The sequence below is a fragment of the Tessaracoccus luoxuelianae genome, assembly GCF_055326245.1.
Genome location: NZ_JBUZNO010000009.1, coordinates 1 through 23006, shown reverse-complemented (window position 1 = coordinate 23006; position 23006 = coordinate 1). Strand labels below are relative to the sequence as shown.

Genomic DNA, 23006 nt, shown 5'->3' with positions numbered 1-23006 from the left:
GTCGGTTTCCTTCCGATTCGCTGCGGCGGACCGACCTAACTCCTTCGCTACCGCCGTCGGGACGTGGCAGGGTTGGGCGTGGCCGCGGACAGAGACGCCGAGGCCTCAAGGAGCACCATGAGTATCGGCTGGTACGACGCTTACGTCTTCGACCTCGACGGCACCATCTACCTCGGCGACGAGCTGTTGCCGGGCGCACGGGAGCTGATCGAGCGGCTACGCGCGGAGGGCAAGGTGGTGAAGTTCCTCTCCAACAACCCCACCAAGGATCCGGCTCAGTATCAGGAGAAGCTGGCGGGCCTCGGGCTGCCCACGGAGCTGACCGACATCGCCAACACCGTCGTCACCACCACCCGCTGGCTCCTCGACCATCACCCCGACGCGGCCCTGTTCGTCGTGGGCGAGGAGCCGCTCAGCCGCGCACTCCGAGAGGCCGGGTTCCGCCTGACCGAGGATCCCGCCGAGATCGACGTCGTCGTCGCGTCCTACGACCGCACCTTCGACTACCGCAAGCTGCAGATCGCCTTCGACGCGCTGTGGTTCCACAAGCGGGCGATCCTCATCCAGACCAACCCGGACCGGTTCTGCCCGTTCCCCGGCGGTCGCGGTGAACCGGACTGCGCGGCGATCACCGCCGCGATCGAGGCGTGCACGGGCGTCACGTGCAGCGTCAGCCTGGGCAAGCCGTCGCCGGTGATGCTGGAGGCGGCATTGGGGGGACTCGGGCTGGAAGTGTCGCGGTGTCTGATGGTGGGCGACCGGCTGCACACCGACATTCAGATGGCCATCGACACCGGGATGGCATCCGCGCTGGTTCTGACTGGGGAATCGACGCTCGAGGATGTCGCGGCGCTGCCGGAGGACCACCGCCCCACCTACATCGTGAACCGGATCGACCACCTCCTGCCCTCCTGATCGTCCGCGAGACAGGCCGGGACGGCCTGATTGAGCTGCGTGGGAGGAGCTCAGTGCCGGACCGACCACTGCTGGCTGAGTCCGCCACCGTCTCGTTCGTGAGAATCGTGTTGGAACCCAGCGCTGACAGAAGAGAAACCAGAGAGCCGCCCCGACTGTTAGAGCTCGGGCAATTTCGGACCTCCCTCAGAGCAGCCCCCGAGATCTCCGTTACTCCTCAGAGTCCACACGACCGCTTGCCAGGTGCAGTCACAACCCTTCGAGACGGGCCACGCCGCTGCGCGGGCGGCCCTCCTCAGGGAGCGGAGGGGGACGGGCCACGCCGCTGCGCGGGCGGCCCTCCTCAGGGAGCGATGGGATCGGGCCGCTTGGGCGGAGGGACCCACCCTCGATCCCTGAGGATCCCGCGTCGCGAAGCGACCGTGGGATTGTTATGTCTGAGGACATCCCTGACCGTGGGATGTCTCGAAGGGTCGAAACCCATGGCCGACAGCGAGGGTGGGGGACGGCAGGGCGGCACTGCGCAGCGGTGCCCAACCCGACGATCACCCAGCCGGCATCCCGCCTCAGTAGACCCAACCCCAAGGCCGCCCTGCCGGCCCACACCCGGGACAAGACACACCACAGGAGAACCGAGTGCGGGGAGACGGGAGACGATGCCCGGGCGGCCTCAACAACCCGACCCCAGAACGTCCTGCGGCCGTCAATGAGACCTTGGACAACGGCCGCCCGGACCTCGACTCACGGCTCACCGCACCCGACCACCAGATCTGCGTGAAGGTGGTAGTCACGACCCTTCGAGACGGGCCTCGCCGCTTCGCGGGCGGCCCTCCTCAGGGAGCGAAAGCACGGGCCACCCCGCCGCGCCCGCTGGCTCACCGAGTCTGTTGTCAGTCGAGGATGAGGTCCGGGTAGTTCGGCTGCCACATGCGGTCGAACACGTCCTGGACGGGGTTCTCCAGCTCGATGCTGGCGACCCCATCCTCCGCAGCCGCCTTCGCCACGGCGATCGCGACAGTGGCCGACACGCGGCGCAGGTCTTTGATCCTCGGCAGCAGCGGGGCGCCCGCGCTGCGGATCCCCACCATCGAGGCGACGGCCTGGGCTGCTGCCGCGATCATCCGGTCGGTGACCCGGGTGGCGCCGCAGACGGCCACCCCCAGGCCCAACCCCGGGAAGACCAGGGCGTTGTTGGCCTGGGCGATGCTGTACTCGACGTCGTCGCGCAGCACCGGGTCGAACGGGGAACCCGTGGCGAGCAGGGCCCTGCCCTCAGTCCACTCGAGCAGCTCCGCCGGGGTGGCCTCCGCCAGCGCCGTGGGGTTGGACAGCGGCATGATGATGGGCTGCTGCACGTGGGCGGCCATGTCGCGCACCATGTGCTCGGTGAACGATCCCGGCTGGCCGGAGGTGCCGATGAGGATGGTGGGGTGCACGTTGCGCACCACATCGGTCAGCGACATCGCGCCCCTCCGGTCCACATCCCAGTCCGCCACTTCCGCCGCCGCGCGGGCGTAGGGGCGCTGGAAGTCGCGTACACCCGACGACGAGTCCGTGATGAGGCCTCGACTGTTGAGGCACCAGAAGCGCTGGTGTGCGTCCTCGTCGTCGAGGCCTTCACCCGCCATCATGTCGCGCATGAGGTCCGCGATCCCGACGCCGGCGGTGCCCGCCCCGTGGATGACGATGCGCTGATCGCTCAGCCGCTCCCCCTTGGCCCGGACGGCGGCCAGCGCGGCGGCCCCCACGACGGCGGCGGTGCCCTGCACGTCGTCGTTGAAGGTGCACACCTCGTCGCGGTACCGGGTGAGGATGCGGTGGGCGTTGGCCGCGCCGAAGTCCTCCCAGTGGATCATCGCCCGCGGGAACACGCGCTGGGCTGCGGCGACGAAGGCCTCCACGAACTCGTCGTAGCGCTCGCCGCGCACCCGGGCGTGCCGCAGCCCCGGGTACAGGTCGTCGTTGAGGAGGCCCATGTTGTCGGTGCCCACATCCAGCCCGACGGCGATCATCCGGTCCGGGTCCACGCCGGCCGCCGCCGTGTAGAGGCTCATCTTGCCGTGGCAGATGAGGATCCCGCCCACGCCCTGGTCGCCGATGCCCAGGATCCCCTCCGAGTCGGTCACCACCACGATGTCGATGTCGTCGGCGGTGCGGCCGCTGGCGCGCAGCGATTCCTCGATGTCCTCCGGTGCGTCGATGGACAGGAACACCCCGTCGAGGCGGGTGAACTGCCGGCTGAACTGCTCGATGGCGTCGCCGATGGTGGGGGTGTAGACGATGGGCATCATCTCGTCGAGGTGTTCGCTGAGCAGCCGGTAGAACAGCACCGTGTTGCGGTCCTTGAGAGCGGCGAGGCGGCGGAATTTCGCCATCGGCAGCCGCGCCTCCAGGAACTGCTCGTAGGCGCGGTGGACCTGTGCGTCGATGGGTGTGACACCGGTCGGCAGGAGGCCGACCAGGCCGAGGTTCCGGCGCTCTTCCGAGGTGAAGGCGGTGCCCCGGTTGAGGCGGGGCGTTCTCAGGATGGCTCTGCCTCGGACATTCACCTTGACTCGTGAGCCGTGGTTGCCGGGGAGGACCTCGTAACGACGTTGTTCAGGCACGCCTCCAACTTACCGCGAGCGGACAGCCCGCCGTGAGCCGGAGGGATCAGCGCTGGTTCCCGGCCAGGCTCCGCACTGCCCACTCCACGGCCTCCGACAGCTCGCGCACGTGCTGATCGTCGTCGAACACATTCATCAGGCGACAGGTCCGCTGTTGGGACTCGGTCATCCCCTGCACCACGAACGACACCCCGCGCGCCTTGAACTGCCGCACCACCGCCTTGATCGAGTCGGCGCCGGAGGCATCGAGGATGGTCATCCGGTGGCATCGCAGGATCACGGCGCCGACCTCGTCCTCGACGGCCGTGACCTCGTCCACGAAACGGCGTGCGTTGCCGTAGAACAGGGCTCCGTCCACGCGGAACACCGCGACCTTCGGGCGTAGATGCTCGTGCTCGGGGCGGAGGTCGACGTCGCCCTCACGGGTGTTGGTGGGCAGCCGCTGTCGGGCGACGACGGAGTAGGACGCCATGTGGCGCAGGCTCATCAGCGCCGCCATGCCGATGCCCAGGAGGACAGCTGCGACGAGGTCGAGGAGGATGGTGGCGCCCAGAGTGAGCCAGAACGTGTTGCGGTCCGCCCGGGTCACGACGGTGAGGGTTCGGACCAGTCCCAGGTTGATCATGCGACCGGCGGTGACCAGCAGCACACCGCCCAGCGCCGCCATGGGGATCAGCGACACCAGCGGCGCCAACAGCAGCATGACCAGTAGCAGCACTACCGCGTGCGAGACGGACGCCAGCCGCGTCCTCGCTCCGGAGCGCACGCTCACCGCGGTGCGGGCGATGGCGCCAGTGGCGGGAAGGCCGCCGAAGAAGCCCGAGGCGACATTGGCGAGCCCCTGACCCATGAGCTCGCGGTCCGGGCTGGTCTGAGTCAGATCGGGGCGCATACCGTCGGCGACGCGGGCTGACAGCAGTGACTCAAGTGCGGCGAGAGCCGCCACTGCGAATGCGGGCGCGATCAGATCCTGGAGCAGGGCCGCGTTGACAGGCGGGAGGGTCGGCATCGGAAGGCCTGTGGGGAGGGCGCCGATTCGATGGACGTCGGCCCCGGTGAGCTCCACCGCGATCGTCGCGACGACGATGGCGATCAGGGAGAGGGGCAACCGCCGGAAGAAGCGGTGCCCGAGCAGATGAACCGCAATCACACCCACCGTCACCAGCAGCGGCCGCCAGGCGAGCAACCAGTCTGTGGAGGCGAGCGTCAGCCACGAGGACACCAGCGTGGATTCCGCTTCCGCACGCTCGGTCCCCAGAACCAGCGGGAGTTGCTGCAGCGCGATGATGACGCCGATGCCGATGGTGAACCCCTCCACCACGGAGAGGGGGATGAACTCGACAGAGCGGCCCACCGCCGTCAGGGCCATGGCCACGACGATGGTGCCCGCGAAGATGGCGAGCAGCGGCACCGTCTCGACGCCATGCTTCGCGATCACAGGCAGCAGCACCACCGTCATCGCGCCGGTGGGGCCCGAGACCTGCAGGTGGCTGCCCCCGAAGATCGCCGCGACCAGTCCCGCGATGATCGCAGTGACGAGGCCGGCGGCGGCACCTGCACCGGAGGCGACGCCGAACCCGAGCGCGAGGGGCAGGGCGACGATCCCGACGGTGACGCCCGCGAGCAGGTCCTTGCCCCAGGAGGAGCGCAGCCCGGCGTAGTCCTTCGGGGTGGGCCACAGCCCGGCGAAGCTCACCAGGTGGCTGCCGACGAGGGTTCGGTAGCGTTCGAGCTTCTCCCGGGGTGTCAGCCGTTTCGCTTCGATCCTGAAATCCCTGTTGCCCACGCTCACCCTCTCCGAGAGGTCAGGGTACGCCCGATCCACGAGGCGCCGCTCATCGGGGTCAGGCGCCGCCCCCGGCTCAGCGCAGGAAGAGCGCCTTCAGCCGCAGCGTGGCCGCCGTCGTGCCCAGGACGATCATCACCGCGAAGTACGCCAGGTGCCCCCAGATCGACGGCTGGATCAGGCCGGTGGTGAGCTGGCGCACCATGTCCACGGCGTGCCACAGCGGCAGGGCCATGATCAGCCACTGCACGGACTGCGGGTACACGTCGATGGGGAAGAAGGTGGCCGACAGCAGGAACATCGGCAACATGACGAAGTAGACGATGTCCAGGTGCTGGAACGACTTCATGAAGCTGGTGGCCGCCAGCCCGATGGCCGCGAACCCGAACGCCACCATCAGGGCGGCGGGGATGGCGAGCACAGCCGTCCAGGACAGGTTCAGCCCGAGCGCGGTGGTCACCACCATGAACCCGCACGCGTAGAGCAGCCCGCGAAACAGCGCCATGATGATCTCCCCCAGCGCCACATCCATGGGGCCTAGCGACGTGGAGAGCATCTGGTCGTAGATCTTGCCGTAGCGCATCCGGAAGAAGACGTTCATCGTCGAGTCGTAGATGGCACCGTTCATGGCCGAGACCGCCATGAGCGCGGGCGCGATGTAGGCGGCGTAGGGCACGTCGCGCCCGTAGTACTCCACCGAGCCGATCAGCGCGCCGAGGCCGAGCCCCATCGAGAGCAGGTAGAACACGGGCTCGAAGAAGCCGGTCAGGATGATCAGCCAGTTGTTGCGGGCGACCACCCTCATCCCGCGGGCGACGACCGAGCGGGTGTTGCCGCCGTAGAGGCCGGCGAGGAACGCCGGCACACGGGGAGCGGGAGCCTGAACGGGGGACGTCATTCGTCGAGCCTCCGCCTGAACGTCCGGATGGACAGCCATCCGCAGACCACCGCGAGCAGGGCGAGGAATCCGATGTGCACGGACACCATGAGGACGGTCAGCGGCTGCCCGTACATGGCCCAGCGGCCCAGCTCGGCCGCGTGCCACAGCGGGGAGACCCACCCGATGGGCTGGAGGTATCCGGGCAGCGTCTCGAGAGGGAAGTAGGTGCCGGAGAACAGCGTGAGCGGCACGACGACGAACCGCTCGATGAAGGACAGTTGGCCGCGGTCGTCCTTCTGCGTGGCCACCCATGCCATGACCGCGAACCCCACGGCCACCGACAGGAGCAGTCCGACGGGGAGCAGCGCCAGGGCCCGCAGCGGCCCTGCGATCCCGAACAGCACCAGCGCGGCGAGGTAGAACCCCAGCACCGGAAGCACCCGCAGCAGCGCCGCCACCTGCACGCCCACCGCCATCTGGGCCGGACTGATCGGTGTCAGCCGCATGGCGGGGAAGGTGTTGAACCACTTGAATCCGCCGAACACCCCGTAGGTGTTCTCCTGTGCTGACGTGAGCATCGCCGTCGACATCACCAGTGCAGGGGCGATGAAGGTGAGGTACGGCACGCCCTCGATGCCCTCGCCCCCGTCGACGAGCACGCCGAGGCCGGCGCCGAGCCCGAGCAGGTAGACGATCGGCGAGCCGATGCCGGTGACCAGCAGCGTCCCCAGGTAGCGGCGCATCCGGTGAAGGTGGTGCTCGACGACGGCCCACCACCCCCACTGAGCGACGACGCGGTGCTCCGCCGCCATGCCGCGGTCGATGACGGGGGCGCGGGGGGTGACGTCTGCGCTCATTCGATGAGGCTCCGTCCCGTGAGGCGGAGAAACACGTCCTCCAGGGAGGATCGCCGCACCAGCGACGTGACCGGCTCCATCCCGCGCTCGATCACGGCCTGGAGTGCGTGCTCGCCGTTGTCCGCATAGATGAGGACCCGGTCCGGCAGCACCTCCTGCCGCTCGCCGATGCCCGCCAGCACGCGGGCGGCCTCCTCGTTGCGCGCAGACCCGAAGCGCACCTCCAGCACCTCGCGGGTGGAGTACTGCCGGATCAGCGACGGCGGGCTCCCCTCCGCGACGATCCGCCCCTTGTCGATCACCACGAGCCTGTCGCAGAGCTGCTCGGCCTCGTCCATGAAGTGGGTGGTGACCACCAGCGTCACGCCCTCCTCCTTGAGCCGGAACAGCCGGTCCCACAGGACGTGGCGCGCCTGAGGGTCCAGGCCCGTCGTCGGCTCGTCGAGCAGCATGATCTTCGGGTTGTTGATCAGGCCGCGCGCGATGGTGAGGCGGCGCTTCATGCCGCCCGAGAGACCATCGACGCGTGCCAGCCGCTTGTCTTTCAACTGGGCGAAGTCCAGCAGTTCCTCGGCCCGCTGCTTGACGTAGGCGCGGGGAAGACCGAAGTAGCGGCCGTAGACGGTGAGGTTGTCGATGACGCGCAGCTCCTCGTCGAGGAGGTCGCCTTGGGGGACGATGCCGAGCTGCGCCCGGATCTGCGGGCCGTGATGGTTGGTGTCGAGGCCGAGCACGGTGAGTTCGCCGTCGGTGCGCGTGGAGGTGGCGGCGATCATCCGCATCGTGGTGGACTTGCCGGCGCCGTTGGGGCCGAGGAAGCCGAACGACTCCCCCGGCGCGATCTCGAAATCGATCCCGTCGACGGCGGTGAGGTTGCCGTAGCGCTTGGTCAGCGCGCGGGCGGTGATCACTGGCTCAGTCACCCGCGACACACTACGACACCCCACCGACGTTTCACACGGCCGCGGCGCCGGGCCACCCCGCTGGCTGAGGAGCCGCGAAGCGGCCTCGAAGCGGACGTGAGCCCTGTCGCCCGATCCGGCCACAGGTTCCAGCACCGTGCGCCGGAGGCTTCGACGCGGTCGGCGGCGCTCCGCGCCTAACCCTCGATCCCCGAGGAGGCCCACCGCCGAAGGCGCGCTGGGCGCCTCACCTCGATCCCTGAGGAGGCCCACCGCCGAAGGCGCGTGGGCCGTCTCGAAGGGTCGTGACGCAACCTCCACGCCAGACCGGGATGAGCCAGACCCGCGACCCTTCGAGACAGCCGACGGTCGCTACGCGACGCCGGCCTCCTCAGGGATCGGCAAGATGTCACTTGCGCGAGCGGTTGCCCGAGGTGCGGGTCACCTGGACGATGGTCGGGCGGGGCACCGCGACCTTGTCGCCCACCTGGACCGGGCCGTCGGCCGGCAGCTGGTCCGGGAAGTACGACGTGTGGGCGCCCCACTTGCCGTCCTCGCCCGGGTGCTGCACGGCGACGAACACGGACTGGTCCTTGTCGTGGATGACCGGGCCGCAGGTCTCGGCGTCGCGAGGCACTGCCAGGAACTGCTCGACCCGGCCGCGCTCCGGGCCGGTGAGGGTCACCTTGTGCAGGGCGTCGCTGAGGCCGATCTTGCCGGGGGCGCCGTCGGTCGAGATCCAGAGGTTGCCCTCGGAGTCGAACGCCAGGTTGTCCGGGCAGCTGATTGGGGAGACCTTGTTCTTCGGGAAGCCGGAGAAGTAGGCCGACGTCGAGGCGGCCGGATCGCCGCACAGGAGAAGGATGTTCCAGGCGAAGGACTCCGCGGCGGCGTCATTCCCTGCCTCGGTCATCTCGATGACGTGGCCGTCGCGGTTGCCAGTGACGGGGTTGGCCTCGTCGAGGGCGCTGACGGAGCCACGTCGGCTGTTGTTGGTGAGCGCCAGGTACACCTTGCCCGTGAGAGGGTTGGGCTCCATGTCCTCGGGGCGGTCCATCCTGGTGGCGCCCATCTTGTCCGCCGCCAGGCGGGTCCACACCAGCACCTCGTCGACGCTCATGCCCGGCACCAGCGACTGCGTGCCTCGGACCAGCGCGATCCATTCCCCGGTCCCGTCGAAGGCACCGTCGGAGGGCAGCGCGCCGGTCCCGTTGATCTCGGACTGCGGGGAATTGCCCGAGTACCTGGCCACGTACAGGGTGCCGTCCTCGAGGAGGCGCATGTTGTGCGCCTTGTCGCCCTTGCGGTACATGGCCGAGGAGACGAACTTGTAGACGTAGTCGTTGACCTCGTCGTCGCCCATGTAGACCACCGCGTGCCCGGACTTCGAGATCGCGACGGTGCCGGCCTCATGCTTGAAGCGTCCCAGCGCCGTGTGCTTGACGGGCGTCGACGTCGGGTCCTCGGGGTCCACCTCGACGATCCAGCCGAATCTGTTGGCCTCGTTGGCGTAGCCGGGCTTGGTGAGGTTGAACCGGTCGTAGTGATCCTCCCAACGGCGGAAGGTGCGCCCCGTACCGATGCCGTAGCGGCGCTCTTCGGTGGAGCCGGTGCCGACGAAGTACTGGTTGAAGTTCTCCTCGCCGGAGAGCACGGTGCCCCAGGGCGTGGTGCCGCCGGCGCAGTTGTTGAGGGTGCCGATCACCTTCGTGCCGGAGGGGTCGTCGTCGGTCTTCAAGAGCTTCGAGCCCGCGGCCGGGCCGCTCACCGAGAACTCGGTGAACCCCGTGATGCGGCGGTTGCGGCGGCCGCCGCGCACGTAGGTCCACACGTCGCCCTGCTTGGCTCGGGTCAGCTCGACGACCGACAGACCGTGGGCGGCCAGGGCGGCGTCGACGATGTCGCGCTTGTCGGTCCCGGGCGGGAACATGATGTCTTCGTTGGTGTACTCGTGGCTGGTCACGAGGTAGCCGGAGCGGTCGTTGCGTCCGTCGGAGATGATGTTGAGGTAGTCGCAGTTGTAGCCGAACTGCTTCGCCTGTGAGGCGCCGGTCTGGTTCGTGATGTCGAACTCCGGCGAGTCGGTGAAGAGCGGGTCGCCCCAGCGGATGATCGAATCCCAGCGGTAGCCCTCGGGCACGGTGACGGTGTCGACGGTGCGCGCCGTCGGCTCGATCGCGGTGAAGGGGAGCTTGCCGCCGCCCTTGGGCGGGTTGCCGAAGTCAGCCGCGGCGGGCTGGGCCCAGCCGCCCACCACAATCGCGCCGGTCACCCCGGCGCCGGCGCCGAGCGCGGCGCGGCGGGAGAACACACCGCTGACGATGTCGCGGAAGGACTCGTTGCCTGAGGTGTTCGGGGCGGGGTGCGCGCAGGCGCTGCCGCACTTGAGCTCGCAGGTGACTGGCGAGCGGTTACCGCGGGTGTGGCCGAGCATGGGAAGCAGTCGCTTCATGGAGGGTCTCCTCTTGGTGGTCGGTGGGTCCCGACCATCCAACGCGACAGTGGCGACGACTTCCCCCACCCTCAGGTGACCGTTCGGTGAACACTCGGTGACCCCGCCCCTGCCGCGCTGGGAGTTGAGCAAATGGAACGGGTCAACCCCCGGAGCGGCCCATTTGATCGATCACATTCGCCGCGACCCGTTCCATTTGCTCAAACTCCACCCAGCCACAGGCGATGCAGAGTGGGGTCGGGGACCAGTTCGGGGTGGAAGGTGCAGGCGACGACGGCGCCCTGACGCACCGCGACAGGCTCGTCCCCCCGCACCGCGACAATCTCCACCCCCGCGCCCACCCGCTCGATCCGCGGCGCACGGATGAACACCCCCCGCATGGTCGGCCCAGCAGCGTCCGACGACGGGCCCTCGCCCGCCAGCGCATCACCCGACGAGGCCGACCCGCCAACCAGGCCCACCTCTGCCTCGCCCGACGCGAGTTGTGCGCCGAACGCGTTGCGCCGCACCGTCACGTTCAACCCGCCGATGGTGGGCAGCCCCGCGAGCGCGGCCGGGTCCGCGACATCGTCGGCGAGCAGAATCAGCCCCGCACACGTGCCGAACACGGGCAGTCCGCCGTCGATCCGGTTCCGGATCTCCGTGAGCAGCCCCGACGGGCGGGCCAGCCTCGCGATCGCCGTCGACTCTCCCCCTGGCAGCACGAGGCCGTCCACCCCGGCGAGATCGGCGGGGCTTCGAACCAGGCTCACGTCGCGACCCAACAGCCGCAGCACGGCCGCGTGCTCCCGGACGGCGCCCTGGAGCGCCAGGATGCCGACAATCACCAGCCGCGCTCGGACAGCCGGTGCGGGGCGGGCACGTCGGCCACGTTGATGCCCACCATGGCCTCGCCCAGACCCCGCGACGCCTCCGCGATCGCCGACGGATCGGCGAAGTGGGCGGTGGCGGCGACGATCGCCTTGGCCCGCCGCTCGGGGTTGCCGGACTTGAAAATGCCGGAGCCCACGAACACGCCGTCGGCGCCGAGCTGCATCATCATCGCGGCGTCGGCCGGGGTGGCGATTCCGCCGGCCACGAACAGCACGACGGGGAGCGCGCCGTCGCGGGCCACGCGCCGCACCAGCTCGTAGGGGGCGGCGAGCTCCTTGGCCGCAACGAACAGCTCGTCCTCAGATTTCGCAGCGAGGGCGCGGATCTCGCCCTTGATGGTGCGCAGGTGCTTCATCGCCTCGGACACGTCGCCGGTGCCGGCCTCGCCCTTGCTGCGGATCATCGACGCGCCCTCGGTGATCCGACGCAGCGCCTCACCCAGATTGGTGGCGCCGCACACGAACGGAACGTCGAAGCGGGTCTTGTCGATGTGGTTGACGAAGTCCGCGGGCGAGAGCACCTCGGACTCGTCGATGTAGTCCACCCCCAGCGCCTGCAGGACCTGAGCCTCGACGAAGTGGCCGATGCGGGCCTTGGCCATCACCGGGATCGACACCGTCTCGATGATGCGGTCGATGAGATCCGGGTCGCTCATCCGGGCCACGCCGCCTTGCGCGCGGATGTCAGCCGGCACCCGCTCCAGCGCCATCACCGCGACCGCGCCCGCCTCCTCCGCGATCCTGGCCTGCTCGGGAGTGACGACGTCCATGATCACTCCGCCCTTCAGCATCTCGGCGAGGCCGGTGTTGACGAGGGCGCGAGGGGACACAGGTGCATCGGTAGCAGTCATGGGCACGATCTTCGCCTCCGTTTCTGGACCAGACAAGAGCCAGACCCTTTCCAGTTTGTTGGGCCAGTTGTAGGGTGGGGCCATGGAGTCGGACGCGCTCTCCACGCTTGCACTGGATCGCACTCCGGGCGCCGCCCCGCTCCCGGCGCAGATCGCGGCCGGGGTGCGCGGACTGATCGCCTCGGGAGCTCTCGCGAGCGGCGACGTGCTGGCCTCCAGCCGGTCCGCCGCCGAGACCCTCGGGGTGGCCCGCGGAACGGTGAGCGCGGCCTACGACCAGCTGGCAGCCGAGGGATACCTGGTCACCCGGGACCGCTCAGGAGTGCGCGTGGCCCCCAACCTGTCATCGGCCGCCCCTCGCGCCCCGGCTCCAGCCCGACGCACCCCCTCGTCGCCGCACCGCCCCCCGCTCGACTTCTCGTCCGGGCACGAATCCTCGCGCCCCCTGGATGACGCCCTTTGGCGCTCCGCTTTGCGGGCCGCGGTCTCGCCGGGCGGACCACAGCTGACCGACGCCATCGCCCAGCACCTGCGCCTCATGCGTGCCATGGCGGTGGACCCCTCGGCCGTCATCGTCACCGCGGGCGCCCGCTCCGGACTCGCGCTCCTCCTGGGGGCGGTGGCCCGGCGCACGGGCGTGCGGCCCCGTGTGGCCGTAGAGAGCCCCGGCTTCCCCGGCCTGCGCCGGGTGCTGGAGGTGTTGGGCGTGGAGGTGATCCCGGTACCCGTCGGCGCCGACGGCGTGGATCTGGGTGCGCTGGACCGGGCGCTGCCTCTGGACCTGGTCCTGGTCACGCCCAACCATCAGTTCCCGGCCGGCACCGCGCTGCACGCCACCGGCAGGCAGGCGCTGATCGGCTGGTCGATGAGCACCGGCGTCCTGCTGGTTGAGGACGACTACGACTCCGAGTACCGGCACCTTGGGCCGCCCCTACCCCCACTCTGGAGCCTGGCGCCCGACGTGGTGGCTCACCTCGGCACCTTCGCCGCGGTTCTCGGCCGCGACGTCGGGACGGGCTACCTGGTGGCCCCGCCGTCGTGGCAGGACGAGCTTCTGGAGGCGCGGGCCGCGCTCGGCGGCGGAGTGGCGCCCATCGTGCAGCGGGCCTTGGCGCGCTACCTGCAGACCGGCGGCCTGCGCAGGCGCCTGGCAAGGGCCCGTCGCCGGGCGGACGCCGCCCAGGCTGAGGTGACCCGTCGCGTCGACGACCTCCGTCTCGGCCCCGTCGTCGATTCCGTGACCGACACCGGACACCTGCTGGTCCTTCACATGTCCGCCGAGGCAGCCACCGCGGTGCGCGTGGACTGCAGCCGGCGCGGGCTCCTCATCGCGGACCTCGCCGACGGGTGGGCCGGGAACCCAGGGCTCACCGGGCTCCTGCTCAGCTACGGCGGCCACGAGCCCGGCGACGTCCGCCGGGCCGTGGCCGTCCTGGCCGACGCGGTGGGCGCGCCGGGCGCAGACCTCACGTCTGGATGATCTGGAACCGCACCCCTGGTCACCGGCCATCGTGGCCAAGCGACAGGCGTAGCCGGGGAACCTAAGCGGGAGCCTCACCCGCAGCCGTCACGACGGCGGGCTGCGCCGGATAATCCTCCGGTCCGAACATCGAGCGCCGACCCTCGAAGGCCCGCCCGAGCGTCACCTGGTCCGCGTACTCGAGGTCACCGCCGACCGGCAGGCCGCTGGCCGGCCTGGTGACGCGCACGCCGAAGTCTCGAAGCATGCGGCTGAGGTAGGACGCGGTGGCCTCCCCCTGAGTGTCCGGGTCCGTGGCGATGATGACCTCGCTGACCACGCCGTCGGCGAGGCGCTGGAACAGCTCGCGCGTGTGCAGATCCGCCGGGCCGCGACCGTCGATGGGCGAGATCGAGCCCCCGAGGACGTGGTAGAGGCCGCGGAATTCGTTGGTGCGTTCGATGGCCACGACGTCCTTGGACTCCTCGACGACGCACAGCTGGCTGCGGTCGCGGCGGGGATCCCGGCAGACGCGGCAGCGCTCCTCCTGCGAGATGTTGAAGCAGACCTCGCAGAACCGGGAGGACTCCTTCACGCGACGCAGGGTGTCCGCGAGCAGGTAGACCTCCTCCTCCGGGGCGTCGAGGAGGTAGAAGGCGATGCGCTGCGCCCCCCGCGGGCCGATGCCCGGCAGCCGGCTCAGCTCGTCGATGAGGTCCTGAATGGGCCCTTCGTACACGGCGGCGGTCAGCCCCCGAGGCCGGGCATGGGCGGCATCGACGGCAGGTCCGGCATGGCCGCCGCGGTGGCTGCGTCCGCTTCGGACTTGGCTGCACGGAACGCCGCGATGATGAGGGCTGACAGCGTCTCCGGGTCCTCCGGGTCCCACGCCTCGGGCGTGATGTCGAGCCTCTCGATGTCTCCGGCGCCGGTGAGGGCGACGGTCACCACGCCCCCGCCAGCCGAAGCGGTGAAGGTCTTCTCGGCGAGCTCGGCCTGGGCGCGCGCAAGGTCTTCCTGCAGCTGCTGGGCCTGCTGCATCAGGGCATTGATGTCGAAGTCACCAAACATGGTTCGTCTACTCCTGGGTGGGTTGGGGAAAGCTTAGGTTCACGGCTCGTTGAGATCGCGCACCGAGATGACCTCGGCGCCGAAGGCGTTGCTCAGCAGCTCCTCCGCGTTGTGGGCCGAGTCCAGCACCTCGTCGTCGGTGGAGACCTCCGGCTCCGGGCTCGGATCCGGAGGGGCGACGACGGCCGCCGGCTCGGGCGGGGCGGACGGCGCCACCGGCGCACCGGAGGGGCGCTGGACGGGCTGCGACGGGGCGTCCTCGCCGGAGACCATGACGGCCTGGATCCGCAGCTCCACGCCGATCACCTGGATGAGCGCGTCCGCCAGCACGTCCTGGCTTCCGCCACTGCCGAAGTTGTCCTTGGGTCCGCTCTGGGTGAACCCGAGGTGCAACACGCCGTCGGTCACGTCCAGCACCTGGGCGTGCTGGCTGAGCAGCATGAACGTGAAGCGGCGGCGACGCTTGACCTCCTCCAGCACGTTGGGCCAGACCCGGCGCAGCTCAGCAGCGTTCAGGCCGGCCCGCTGGGCCGGGGTGGCCGACGGCGCCTGCGGCCGGGTGGGCTCTGGCGTCCGCGCAGGGGCCTCTCCGGGGTTGGCTGCCGAGGCCTGGGCGGGCGGCGACCCGGCGGAACGCTGACGCGGCGGCTCGCCTGCGGGCCTGCGCTCAGCCGGCGCCGACGGCGGCGCAGGTTCGGGCGCGGCCTCGGGAGTGGGGCTAGGGGTGGGCCGAGGCGACCTGGCCGCGGCGCGGGGCGTCTCGATACGTTGGGTGGGTTCCCCGACGTCCTCCCAATCCGCGACCTTCGCGGCCGACTCGCCGTCGCCCATCATGCCGACCCGCCTCTCGAGCCGGTCCATCCGCGCGTGCAGCCCGCGCTCGTCCGCGTCCGCGCCGGGCAGCAGCACCCGGGCGCACATCAGCTCCAGGTGGAGCCGCGGCGCGGTGGTGCCTCGCATGTCCGTGAGGCCGGTGGCGATCACCTCGGCGGCCCTGGTGAGCTCGCCGGCCCCCAGGCCCGCCACCTGGGTCTGGAGGCGCTGCGCCTGATCCGCGGCCACATCCAGCAGTCCGTTGGTGGCGGCCTCCGGCACGGCGGCGAGGATGATCAGGTCACGGAGGCGGCGCAACAGGTCTTCGGCGAACCGGCGCGGATCCTGCCCCACCTCGATCACCTTGTCCACCGTCCGGAAAACGCCGGCCGAATCCCCCGCCGCGAAGGCGTCCATGATCTCGTCCAGCAGCGCGTCCGGGGTGTAGCCGAGGAGGGCGGCGGCCTGCGTGTAGCTGACGCCCTCGTCGCCCGAGCCGCCGAGCAGCTGATCCAGCACAGAGAGGGAATCGCGCACCGATCCGCCGCCGGCGCGCACCACCAGCGGGATGGCGGCCTGATCCACCGCGACACCCTCGCTCTGGCAGATGTCCGCCAGGTAGTCCACCAGCATCCGCGGAGGCACCAGCCGGAAGGGGTAGTGGTGCGTGCGCGAACGGATGGTGCCGATGACCTTCTCGGGCTCCGTGGTGGCGAAGATGAACTTGGTGTGCGGGGGCGGCTCCTCGACGAGCTTGAGCAGGGCGTTGAAGCCCTGCGTGGTGACCATGTGGGCCTCGTCGATGATGTAGATCTTGTAGCGGCTGGCGACGGGGGCGAAGTAGGCGCGCTCCCTCAGGTCTCTGGCGTCGTCCACGCCACCGTGGGAGGCGGCGTCGATCTCGATCACGTCGATGGAGCCCGGCCCGCCTCGCGCCAGGTCCTTGCAGGAGTCACAAGTGCCGCACGGCGTGTCCGTGGGGCCCTGCTCACAGTTGAGGCAGCGCGCCAGGATGCGGGCCGAGGTGGTCTTGCCGCAGCCGCGCGGCCCGGAGAACAGGTAGGCGTGGTTGACCCGGTTGCTGGCCAGCGCCCGCTGCAGGGGCACGGTCACGTGGTCCTGACCAATCACCTCCGAGAAGGCGTCCGGCCGGTAGCGACGGTAGAGGGCCAAGGGTGACGCGGGAGACTCGCGGCGGGGGCCGGTGCTCAGCTTCGACGGCGGCACGTGCAGCGCGGGCGCATCGACGGTGGCCTCAGGCTCCAGGTCATCGAACAGGCCGGGGCCGTCCATCGGCTCGAAGCCGGGCAGATCAGCTGCCGCGACCCCCTCGTCGGCGATGGGGGCGTACTCGTCCTCGTCGTAGTCGTCCACGCGACCCACCCTATTCCAGAGGCCCGACAATTCCAGCGGCAAAGAAAGGGGTCCCTCGCGCACCCAGCAGAGCTCACTTACCCTTGCTGCCTTCCGACCCTGGGGGGGTTGGGCGAGATACCGCCGCGCGAGGAACCTCCGTTAACTCTACCCCATCCCCTGAGGCTCCCGGGAGCCGATGAGGCCTCACGCTGGAGGCGAGGTGCTGCCCTAGTCTGGCGGCCATGGTGAGCAGTCAGGATCCGGTGATCGCGCAGGTGTGGAGGGGTGGGTACGTCGAGTGCCTGCATCACGGATCGGTCGTCATCACCTCACCTGGCGGCGCGCTCCGCTTCGCGGCCGGCGACGCGTCAATCCCCCTCCTGCCCCGCTCCTCCCTCAAGCCGCTCCAGGCCGTCGCGATGCTCCGCCACGGGCTCGACGTCGAAGGCGCGGAGCTCGCCCTCGTCGGCGCCTCGCACTCGGGCGAGCCGTTCCACCTCGACGGAGTCCGCCGCATCCTCGACGGCGCGGGCCTCTCGCCGGCGGACCTGCAGACCACACCCGGGGTGCCGTCGGACGCCGTCGCGCAGGCCGACTGGCTGGCGGGCGGGAACGGGAGGGAGCCGCTGGCGCACAACTGCTCCGGGAAGCACGCCGGCATGCTGCGGACCTGCGTGCGGGCCGGCTGGAGCATCGAGTCCTACCTTGAGGCCGACCATCCTCTGCAGCGCGCCTGCCGCGACACCATCTCCGAGCTGGCCGACGACCCCGTCGGGGTTCCGGTGGTCGACGGCTGCGGCACGCCGGCGTTCCCCCTCAGCCTGGCTGGACTGTCGCGGGCGTTCGGGCGACTCGCGAGTGCGCGCTCAGGGCCTGAGCTGCGGGTGGCCGAGGCCTTCCGCGCCCACCCCGAGTACGCGTCGGGGACGCGGCGCGACGAGCTGGTCCTCCACCGCGAGGTGCCGGGCCTGGTGACGAAAGTGGGCGCGGAGGGCTGCTTCGCGGCGGGTCTGGCGGACGGCACGGGTGTCGCGGTGAAGGCGGGCGACGGGCATCACCGGGCAGCCGTCGCAGCACTCGTGGCCGTGCTGGCAGCGCTGGGCCACGACACGGCAACGCTGCGGGAGCTGCAGCCGGAGCCCGTGCTCGGCCACGGCCGGCCCGTGGGCCGGATAACCGTCGATCCGGGCCTCGACGCCGCGTTGCGCGCCGGTCTCGGCTGACGGGTCCCGCCGTCGAATGTCGCGGGGCGGTCCGATAGTCTGCGCCCGCCCCGCCGTCTCCCCCAGAGGTCTGTATGAACGCCGTTGTGCTGTCCGTTGTCGTGATGCTGGTGCTGTCGGTGGCACGCGTGCACGTGGTCCTGGCGCTGTTTCTCGGCGCCCTGATCGGCGGCCTCGCCGCAGGCCTCGGCCTGGAGGCAACCATGGTGGCGTTCCAGGACGGCCTGGCCGGCGGCGCGAAGATCGCGCTGAGCTACGCGCTGCTCGGTGCTTTCGCGATGGCGGTGGCCCACTCGGGGCTGCCGCAACTGCTCGCCAACTGGCTGATCCGCAAGCTCGATTCGGACGACCTCACGACGTCCCAGAAGGTCACCCGCTGGACCACCGCGGGCCTTCTGACCGGAACCCTGGCCATGGCGATCATGAGCCAGAACCTCATCCCGGTCCACATCGCGTTCATCCCGCTGCTCATCCCGCCGCTGCTGATCGTGATGAACCGCCTGCAACTGGACCGCCGCGCCGTGGCGAGCGTGCTGACGTTCGGCCTCGTCACCACCTACATGTTCCTGCCGATCGGCTTCGGGAAGATCTTCCTGAGCGACATCCTCTACGGCAACATCATCTCCTCCGGACTGGACGTGAGCGACGTCAACGTCATGTCCGCGATGGGCATCCCCGCACTCGGCATGGTGATCGGCCTCCTGGTGGCCGTGTTCGTCACCTACCGGCGCCCCCGCGACTACGACCGGGACGCCGTCGTCGACCACGACGCGCCCACCGAGATCAAGCCGTTCCGCATCGTCATCGCCCTGGCTGCCATCGTGGTCTCGTTCGGGATCCAGACCTGGCTGACGCTCGCTGGATCCGCTGCCGATCCGCTGCTGGTGGGCGCGCTGCTCGGCCTGTGCCTGTTCATCATCACCGGCGCTGTGAAGTGGCAGGACGCCGACGAGGTCTTCACCGGCGGCATGCGCATGATGGCGCTCATCGGGCTCATCATGATCGCGGCCCAGGGATTCGCGTCCGTGATGCGCGCGACCGAGCAGATCGCCCCGCTGGTCGAGGGGTCAGCAGCGATCTTCGGGGACAACCGGGGCATGGCGGCCTTCGTCATGCTGCTGGTGGGCCTGCTCGTGACGATGGGCATCGGCAGCTCGTTCTCGACGCTGCCGATCATCGCGGCGATCTACGTGCCGCTGTGTGTCTCGCTCGGATTCTCGCCCGTGGCGACCGTGGCCATCATCGGCACCGCAGGCGCCCTGGGCGACGCCGGTTCGCCCGCCTCGGACTCGACGCTCGGACCCACGGCGGGCCTGAATGCCGACGGGCAGCACGACCACATCCGAGACACCGTCATCCCCACTTTCCTGCACTTCAACCTGCCGCTGCTGGCCGCTGGGTGGGTCGCGGCGATGGTGCTCTGACCCTTCACCCGGTCCGACTTGAGTCGCCGTCGTCGCCTCCGGTAGGGTCTCGCGTGGAGGATTCGCCTAGAGGCCTATGGCGCTCGCTTGGAAAGCGGGTTGGGTTAACGCCCTCACGAGTTCGAATCTCGTATCCTCCGCCACCACGATTCCCGCTCTGACTAGGGCGGGAATCGCTATTTCTGGGGCACAGCGGGGTGCCAGACGCGATTCGTGCCCCGAATGTGCCCCGAGTTTTTTGGGAGTGCGTGCGCTTCGTGGGGGCACCTGTATCATTTTCCTGGGTGCGATGGACAGGGGAGTCCCGCATTCAGGCGCCAGGACCCTGCGGCCGCACAGCGCTACATGCCTGGGCGCGCCGGGCATCGTTGACAGGTCGGTGGTCAGGATGGTGCTTGCGTGGACGGACGTCTCCGGTCAGGCAGCTCCCACGGGAGGCGGGGTCAGCTGTCGACACATGTCCGGTTGGTGCCTGGTGATGGTCCTCCGCCTCGCGCCTCGGTGGCCTGCTTGGGCACCGAGTGGGCACCAAGGCCCGGAGTAGGGCGCCGTTGCTCACGCTGTGTCCAGCTCCGGGCCGGGTTCTTACTAGCAAGAGAACACGGCGAGGGGGGCACCACCGAATCTCGCGCCCTGCCATCAAAGGAGTTGTCGTAATGGCCGTCGCTACGCATCCCGAAGCCAGCAAGTATCCCAGCGCCGAGTGGCTATCCCTTCAACAGGCTGCTCTCTACTACGGAGTGTGTTGACACTCTACGTCGTCGTATCTCCGCTGGCCGTCTGCCAGCAGCCCGGTTTGGAGTGCGGCTGATCAGGGTGCGTGTTGAAGACCTCGATCGCTTGTTCCGGCCCATCCCCGTCGGAGATGCCCTCGTCAGGGCCCACGCATCCTGAGAGCCCCCCGACAACTGCGAGGGTCTGACCCGCGCATCCTGATAGCCATCACCGTCTTCCTGTTGGATATTGCGCTCAGGTAGAGCCGGTGTTCCGCTGTGTGGTGAGCCAGTGTTCCGGGCGGTGGTGAGCCAGTGCGACGGGCGTGGTGGGGTGGGCTGTGGGTGTCGGGGGCCGGCCGGGACGGTCGGCCCCCGACTGTTGGCTATTCGAGGTGGGTGAAGTGTTTGCGCATGGAGTCGTCGCAGTTGAGGACGGTGGCGTGCGCGTTGGTGGTGATCCGGTCGACGATGGCGTCGGCGAGGATCTTCTCTTCCATCCGGTCGTGCCATTGACCGGGCGGCAGCTGGGTGCAGTAGATCGTTGAGGTGGTCTTGTGGCGCCGGTCGATCAGGGTGTGGAGTTGCTGGACCTGGGGCCGGCTCGGCGGTGTGAGGAACCAGTCGTCGATGATCAGCAGCTCGACCTTGACCAGCGTGTCGAGGCATCGTTTCTTGTCGCCGGTGCGCTCAGCGATGGTGATCCGGTCGAACAGTTCATCGGCGGACAGGTAGAGCACTCTGCGGTACTGCTGGCAGGCCTTGTTCCCCAGGGCGCAGGCGACGTAGGTTTTCCCGGCTCCGGTGGGTCCTTGCAGGATGACGTCTTGGTGTTTGACCAGGTAGGAGCCGATCGCCAGCCGGCTGATCAACTCGGCGTCGACGCTGCGTCCGGGCATGGCCTTGAGGTCGGCGATGTCGGCACCGGGTTGCGCGAGGCCGGCCTGCCGGCGGAGTCGGTGCAGCTTGCTGTCACGGCGCCGTTCGTATTCCCAGTCGACGGCCTGCTTGACCAGCTCTGGGCCGTTCAACGGGGCCGCGGTGGTGGTGTCGGCGAGGTTCTCGAAGTACTCGGCCATCCCCGAGAGCCGCATGGTCTTGAGCCGGGTGAGGGTTTCGATGTCGATCATGCCCGGCTCCCGTAGTAGTCAGAGCCGCGGACGAACCCTGCATCACCCAGCGATGGCGGCGGCGGGGTCGGGACCGGTGTCCATCCAGCCCATAGCTTCTTGATCAGCGTGTAGGACGGCGCAGGGGTGGCCGCCAACGCCCTGCCGCAGGTGTCCTCCAGCCGGGCCATACCGCCCGACCTCTTGGCCAGCGACATCACCCCCAGGCATGACCGGTAGGACTGCTCGACGATCTTGCGTGAGCCGAGGATCGCCCGGATCGCGGCCTGCGTGTTCGGTCCGACGGTCGCGGCCCACTGCTCGAAGCGTTCCGGTGACCAGTCCACCAGCCGGCTCGCGTGCGAGGCCGGCATGTGCGCGGGCAGGGTCGAGTAGCGGCCCCTGACCCCCTTGAACCGCGGATGGGACGCGACGCGTTCGACGCCATCGAACACCTCCACGATGCTGGAGGTGACCCGGACATCCAGCGATTCACCGATCAGCCTCGCGGGGACCGAGTAGAAGTTCCGGTCGACCTGGACGTGATAGTTCGGCCCCACTTTCGCCTTGCGGAGATCGGCCAGCTCGAATCCGATCGGCGGCAGCGGCATCAGGAGCGGCTTCTCGTCGCGTTCGAACACCACCAGCCGGGAGTCCTCCCGCTTCTGGAACGGGCGGGCGTTGATCGCGGCGACCTCGTCGAAGATGGCCTCGTTCAGCTCCGCCAACCCGACGAACTGACGATCACGCAGTATCGCGGCGACCTGACCTGCGACGAACCGGACGCTGCCTTCGACCACCGCCTTGTCGCGGGGACGTTTCACGCGGGCCGGGATGATCGCGGTGCCGTAATGCTCCGCCAACTGGGCGTAGGCCGGGTTCAACGCCGGCTCGTACCGGTCCGCCCGCGACACCCCCGTGCGGAGGTTGTCAGGCACCAGCAGACGACCCACGCCCCCGAACTGCTCGAACGCATGCACGTGGCCCTCGATCCACGACGACAGCGTCATGTCGGTGAATGCCTCCACATAGGTGTAGGCGCTGAACGACAACGCCGCCACGAACACCCACGCCTGGGTCGGGGTCCCGCTCAGCGGATCAGCGAACCACATCGGGTCCCCGGCCCAGTCGACCTCGACCGACTCCCCGGGGCTGCGCTGGATCCGCATCGACGCCCCCGTCGACTTAATCCAGCGGCGGTACTGTTCGTTGAAGAACGAATACTGGTACGGCACCTCGCCCGTCGAGCGGCACTTCGCCACGTACTCGTTCCACAACACCAGCAATGTCACCGACGGCCGACCCAGCTCCCGGTGCACATACTCGAAATCTGGTGCAGCCCGCCCAGAGTCCGGCCTCACCGGCTCCGGCAGCAACAGGTGGCGGACCTCCTCAGCCCCGAGGTCCGCCACCTGCCCGAACCCGACACCAGCCGAGTCCGCCGCCGTGAACACCCCCGCCACCGTGTTACGTGAACACCCCAACGCGTCAGCGATCCCGCGCTGGCTCACCCCCTCAGCACGAAGCTGAAGAATCCTCTTGTAGTCGACCATCGAAGGCGACCCCTCTCGTCACGACCGTGCCCCAACGGCACGGACCCGACGAACGTCCCACACGCGAAACCGCGGCCGACCGCGGCGTCACCATGGCTCAGCCGTCAACGGAACACTGGCTCACCCCACAACGGAACACCGGCTCTCACCCAGCGCAATATGCA

17 protein-coding genes, 1 tRNA gene and 1 other RNA gene are annotated in these 23006 nt (G+C 69.4%); 5 read left to right on the top strand and 14 right to left on the bottom strand.

The genetic code is table 11. The annotated features are described in order from the left end of the window. Nucleotides 1-117: 117 nt before the first annotated feature. Nucleotides 118-915 (top strand): HAD-IIA family hydrolase, encoded by a 798-nt coding sequence (locus ACZK39_RS13445; protein WP_463613589.1) that lies wholly within the window; start codon nucleotides 118-120, stop codon nucleotides 913-915. Nucleotides 916-1805: 890 nt separating this feature from the next. On the opposite strand, the gene maeA is transcribed toward ACZK39_RS13445, so the two are convergent. From maeA to pdxS, 8 genes are all read right to left on the bottom strand, one after another. After that, nucleotides 1806-3521, bottom strand: a complete 1716-nt coding sequence (maeA, locus tag ACZK39_RS13440; RefSeq protein ID WP_463613588.1) for an NAD-dependent malic enzyme — start codon at nucleotides 3519-3521, stop codon at nucleotides 1806-1808. Between the two features lie 46 nt (nucleotides 3522-3567). After that, the gene (locus ACZK39_RS13435; protein WP_463613587.1) at nucleotides 3568-5307 is read right to left on the bottom strand and encodes a SulP family inorganic anion transporter; all 1740 of its coding nucleotides are present in this window, start codon (nucleotides 5305-5307) and stop codon (nucleotides 3568-3570) included. A gap of 76 nt (nucleotides 5308-5383) precedes the next feature. Then, complete coding sequence (locus ACZK39_RS13430; protein WP_463613586.1) at nucleotides 5384-6205, bottom strand: ABC transporter permease; 822 nt, start codon at nucleotides 6203-6205, stop codon at nucleotides 5384-5386. Then, nucleotides 6202-7044 carry an ABC transporter permease gene (locus ACZK39_RS13425; RefSeq protein ID WP_463613585.1) on the bottom strand — a complete coding sequence of 281 codons (843 nt, stop codon included), beginning with the start codon at nucleotides 7042-7044 and terminating at the stop codon, nucleotides 6202-6204. Before ACZK39_RS13425 ends, ACZK39_RS13430 begins: the two co-directional genes overlap by 4 nt. Further along, a complete protein-coding gene (locus tag ACZK39_RS13420; RefSeq protein ID WP_463613584.1) occupies nucleotides 7041-7967 on the bottom strand; it encodes an ABC transporter ATP-binding protein in 927 nt (308 codons plus the stop codon). The genes ACZK39_RS13425 and ACZK39_RS13420 overlap by 4 nt, the downstream gene beginning before the upstream one ends. A gap of 388 nt (nucleotides 7968-8355) precedes the next feature. Continuing rightward, nucleotides 8356-10398: a PhoX family protein gene (locus ACZK39_RS13415; protein WP_463613583.1), complete on the bottom strand. Its 2043-nt coding sequence runs from the start codon at nucleotides 10396-10398 to the stop codon at nucleotides 8356-8358. Nucleotides 10399-10598: 200 nt separating this feature from the next. Beyond that, nucleotides 10599-11225 carry a pyridoxal 5'-phosphate synthase glutaminase subunit PdxT gene (gene pdxT, locus ACZK39_RS13410; protein ID WP_463613582.1) on the bottom strand — a complete coding sequence of 209 codons (627 nt, stop codon included), beginning with the start codon at nucleotides 11223-11225 and terminating at the stop codon, nucleotides 10599-10601. Next, nucleotides 11222-12121 carry a pyridoxal 5'-phosphate synthase lyase subunit PdxS gene (pdxS, locus tag ACZK39_RS13405; RefSeq protein ID WP_182799168.1) on the bottom strand — a complete coding sequence of 300 codons (900 nt, stop codon included), beginning with the start codon at nucleotides 12119-12121 and terminating at the stop codon, nucleotides 11222-11224. Before pdxS ends, pdxT begins: the two co-directional genes overlap by 4 nt. Nucleotides 12122-12203: 82 nt before the next feature. Here pdxS and pdxR point away from each other — a divergent pair, with 82 nt between their 5' ends. After that, nucleotides 12204-13601, top strand: coding sequence for a MocR-like pyridoxine biosynthesis transcription factor PdxR (pdxR, locus tag ACZK39_RS13400; RefSeq protein ID WP_463613581.1), 1398 nt, complete (start codon nucleotides 12204-12206; stop codon nucleotides 13599-13601). A 61-nt stretch (nucleotides 13602-13662) separates the two neighbouring features. Here the strand turns inward: pdxR and recR are convergent, their stop codons facing one another. From recR to ffs, 4 genes are all read right to left on the bottom strand, one after another. Beyond that, entirely contained in the window at nucleotides 13663-14319 is a 657-nt protein-coding gene (gene recR, locus ACZK39_RS13395) for a recombination mediator RecR (protein ID WP_463613580.1), read from the bottom strand. An 8-nt stretch (nucleotides 14320-14327) separates the two neighbouring features. Further along, nucleotides 14328-14651 (bottom strand): YbaB/EbfC family nucleoid-associated protein, encoded by a 324-nt coding sequence (locus ACZK39_RS13390; protein ID WP_182782080.1) that lies wholly within the window; start codon nucleotides 14649-14651, stop codon nucleotides 14328-14330. 39 nt (nucleotides 14652-14690) lie between these two features. Next, the gene (locus tag ACZK39_RS13385; RefSeq protein WP_463613579.1) at nucleotides 14691-16847 is read right to left on the bottom strand and encodes a DNA polymerase III subunit gamma and tau; all 2157 of its coding nucleotides are present in this window, start codon (nucleotides 16845-16847) and stop codon (nucleotides 14691-14693) included. Between the two features lie 34 nt (nucleotides 16848-16881). After that, nucleotides 16882-16978: signal recognition particle sRNA small type (gene ffs / locus ACZK39_RS13380), an RNA gene on the bottom strand. Nucleotides 16979-17062: 84 nt separating this feature from the next. Here ffs and ACZK39_RS13375 point away from each other — a divergent pair. From ACZK39_RS13375 to ACZK39_RS13365, 3 genes are all read left to right on the top strand, one after another. Then, nucleotides 17063-18043 (top strand): asparaginase, encoded by a 981-nt coding sequence (locus ACZK39_RS13375; protein ID WP_463613578.1) that lies wholly within the window; start codon nucleotides 17063-17065, stop codon nucleotides 18041-18043. 74 nt (nucleotides 18044-18117) lie between these two features. Then, nucleotides 18118-19467 (top strand): Na+/H+ antiporter family protein, encoded by a 1350-nt coding sequence (locus ACZK39_RS13370; RefSeq protein WP_182782078.1) that lies wholly within the window; start codon nucleotides 18118-18120, stop codon nucleotides 19465-19467. 55 nt (nucleotides 19468-19522) lie between these two features. Next, nucleotides 19523-19610 (top strand) — tRNA-Ser (locus ACZK39_RS13365). A gap of 956 nt (nucleotides 19611-20566) precedes the next feature. Here the strand turns inward: ACZK39_RS13365 and ACZK39_RS13360 are convergent. Further along, entirely contained in the window at nucleotides 20567-21310 is a 744-nt protein-coding gene (locus ACZK39_RS13360) for an ATP-binding protein (RefSeq protein WP_463612417.1), read from the bottom strand. Beyond that, complete coding sequence (istA, locus tag ACZK39_RS13355) at nucleotides 21307-22842, bottom strand: IS21 family transposase (protein WP_463612418.1); 1536 nt, start codon at nucleotides 22840-22842, stop codon at nucleotides 21307-21309. Before istA ends, ACZK39_RS13360 begins: the two co-directional genes overlap by 4 nt. Nucleotides 22843-23006 lie beyond the last annotated feature (164 nt).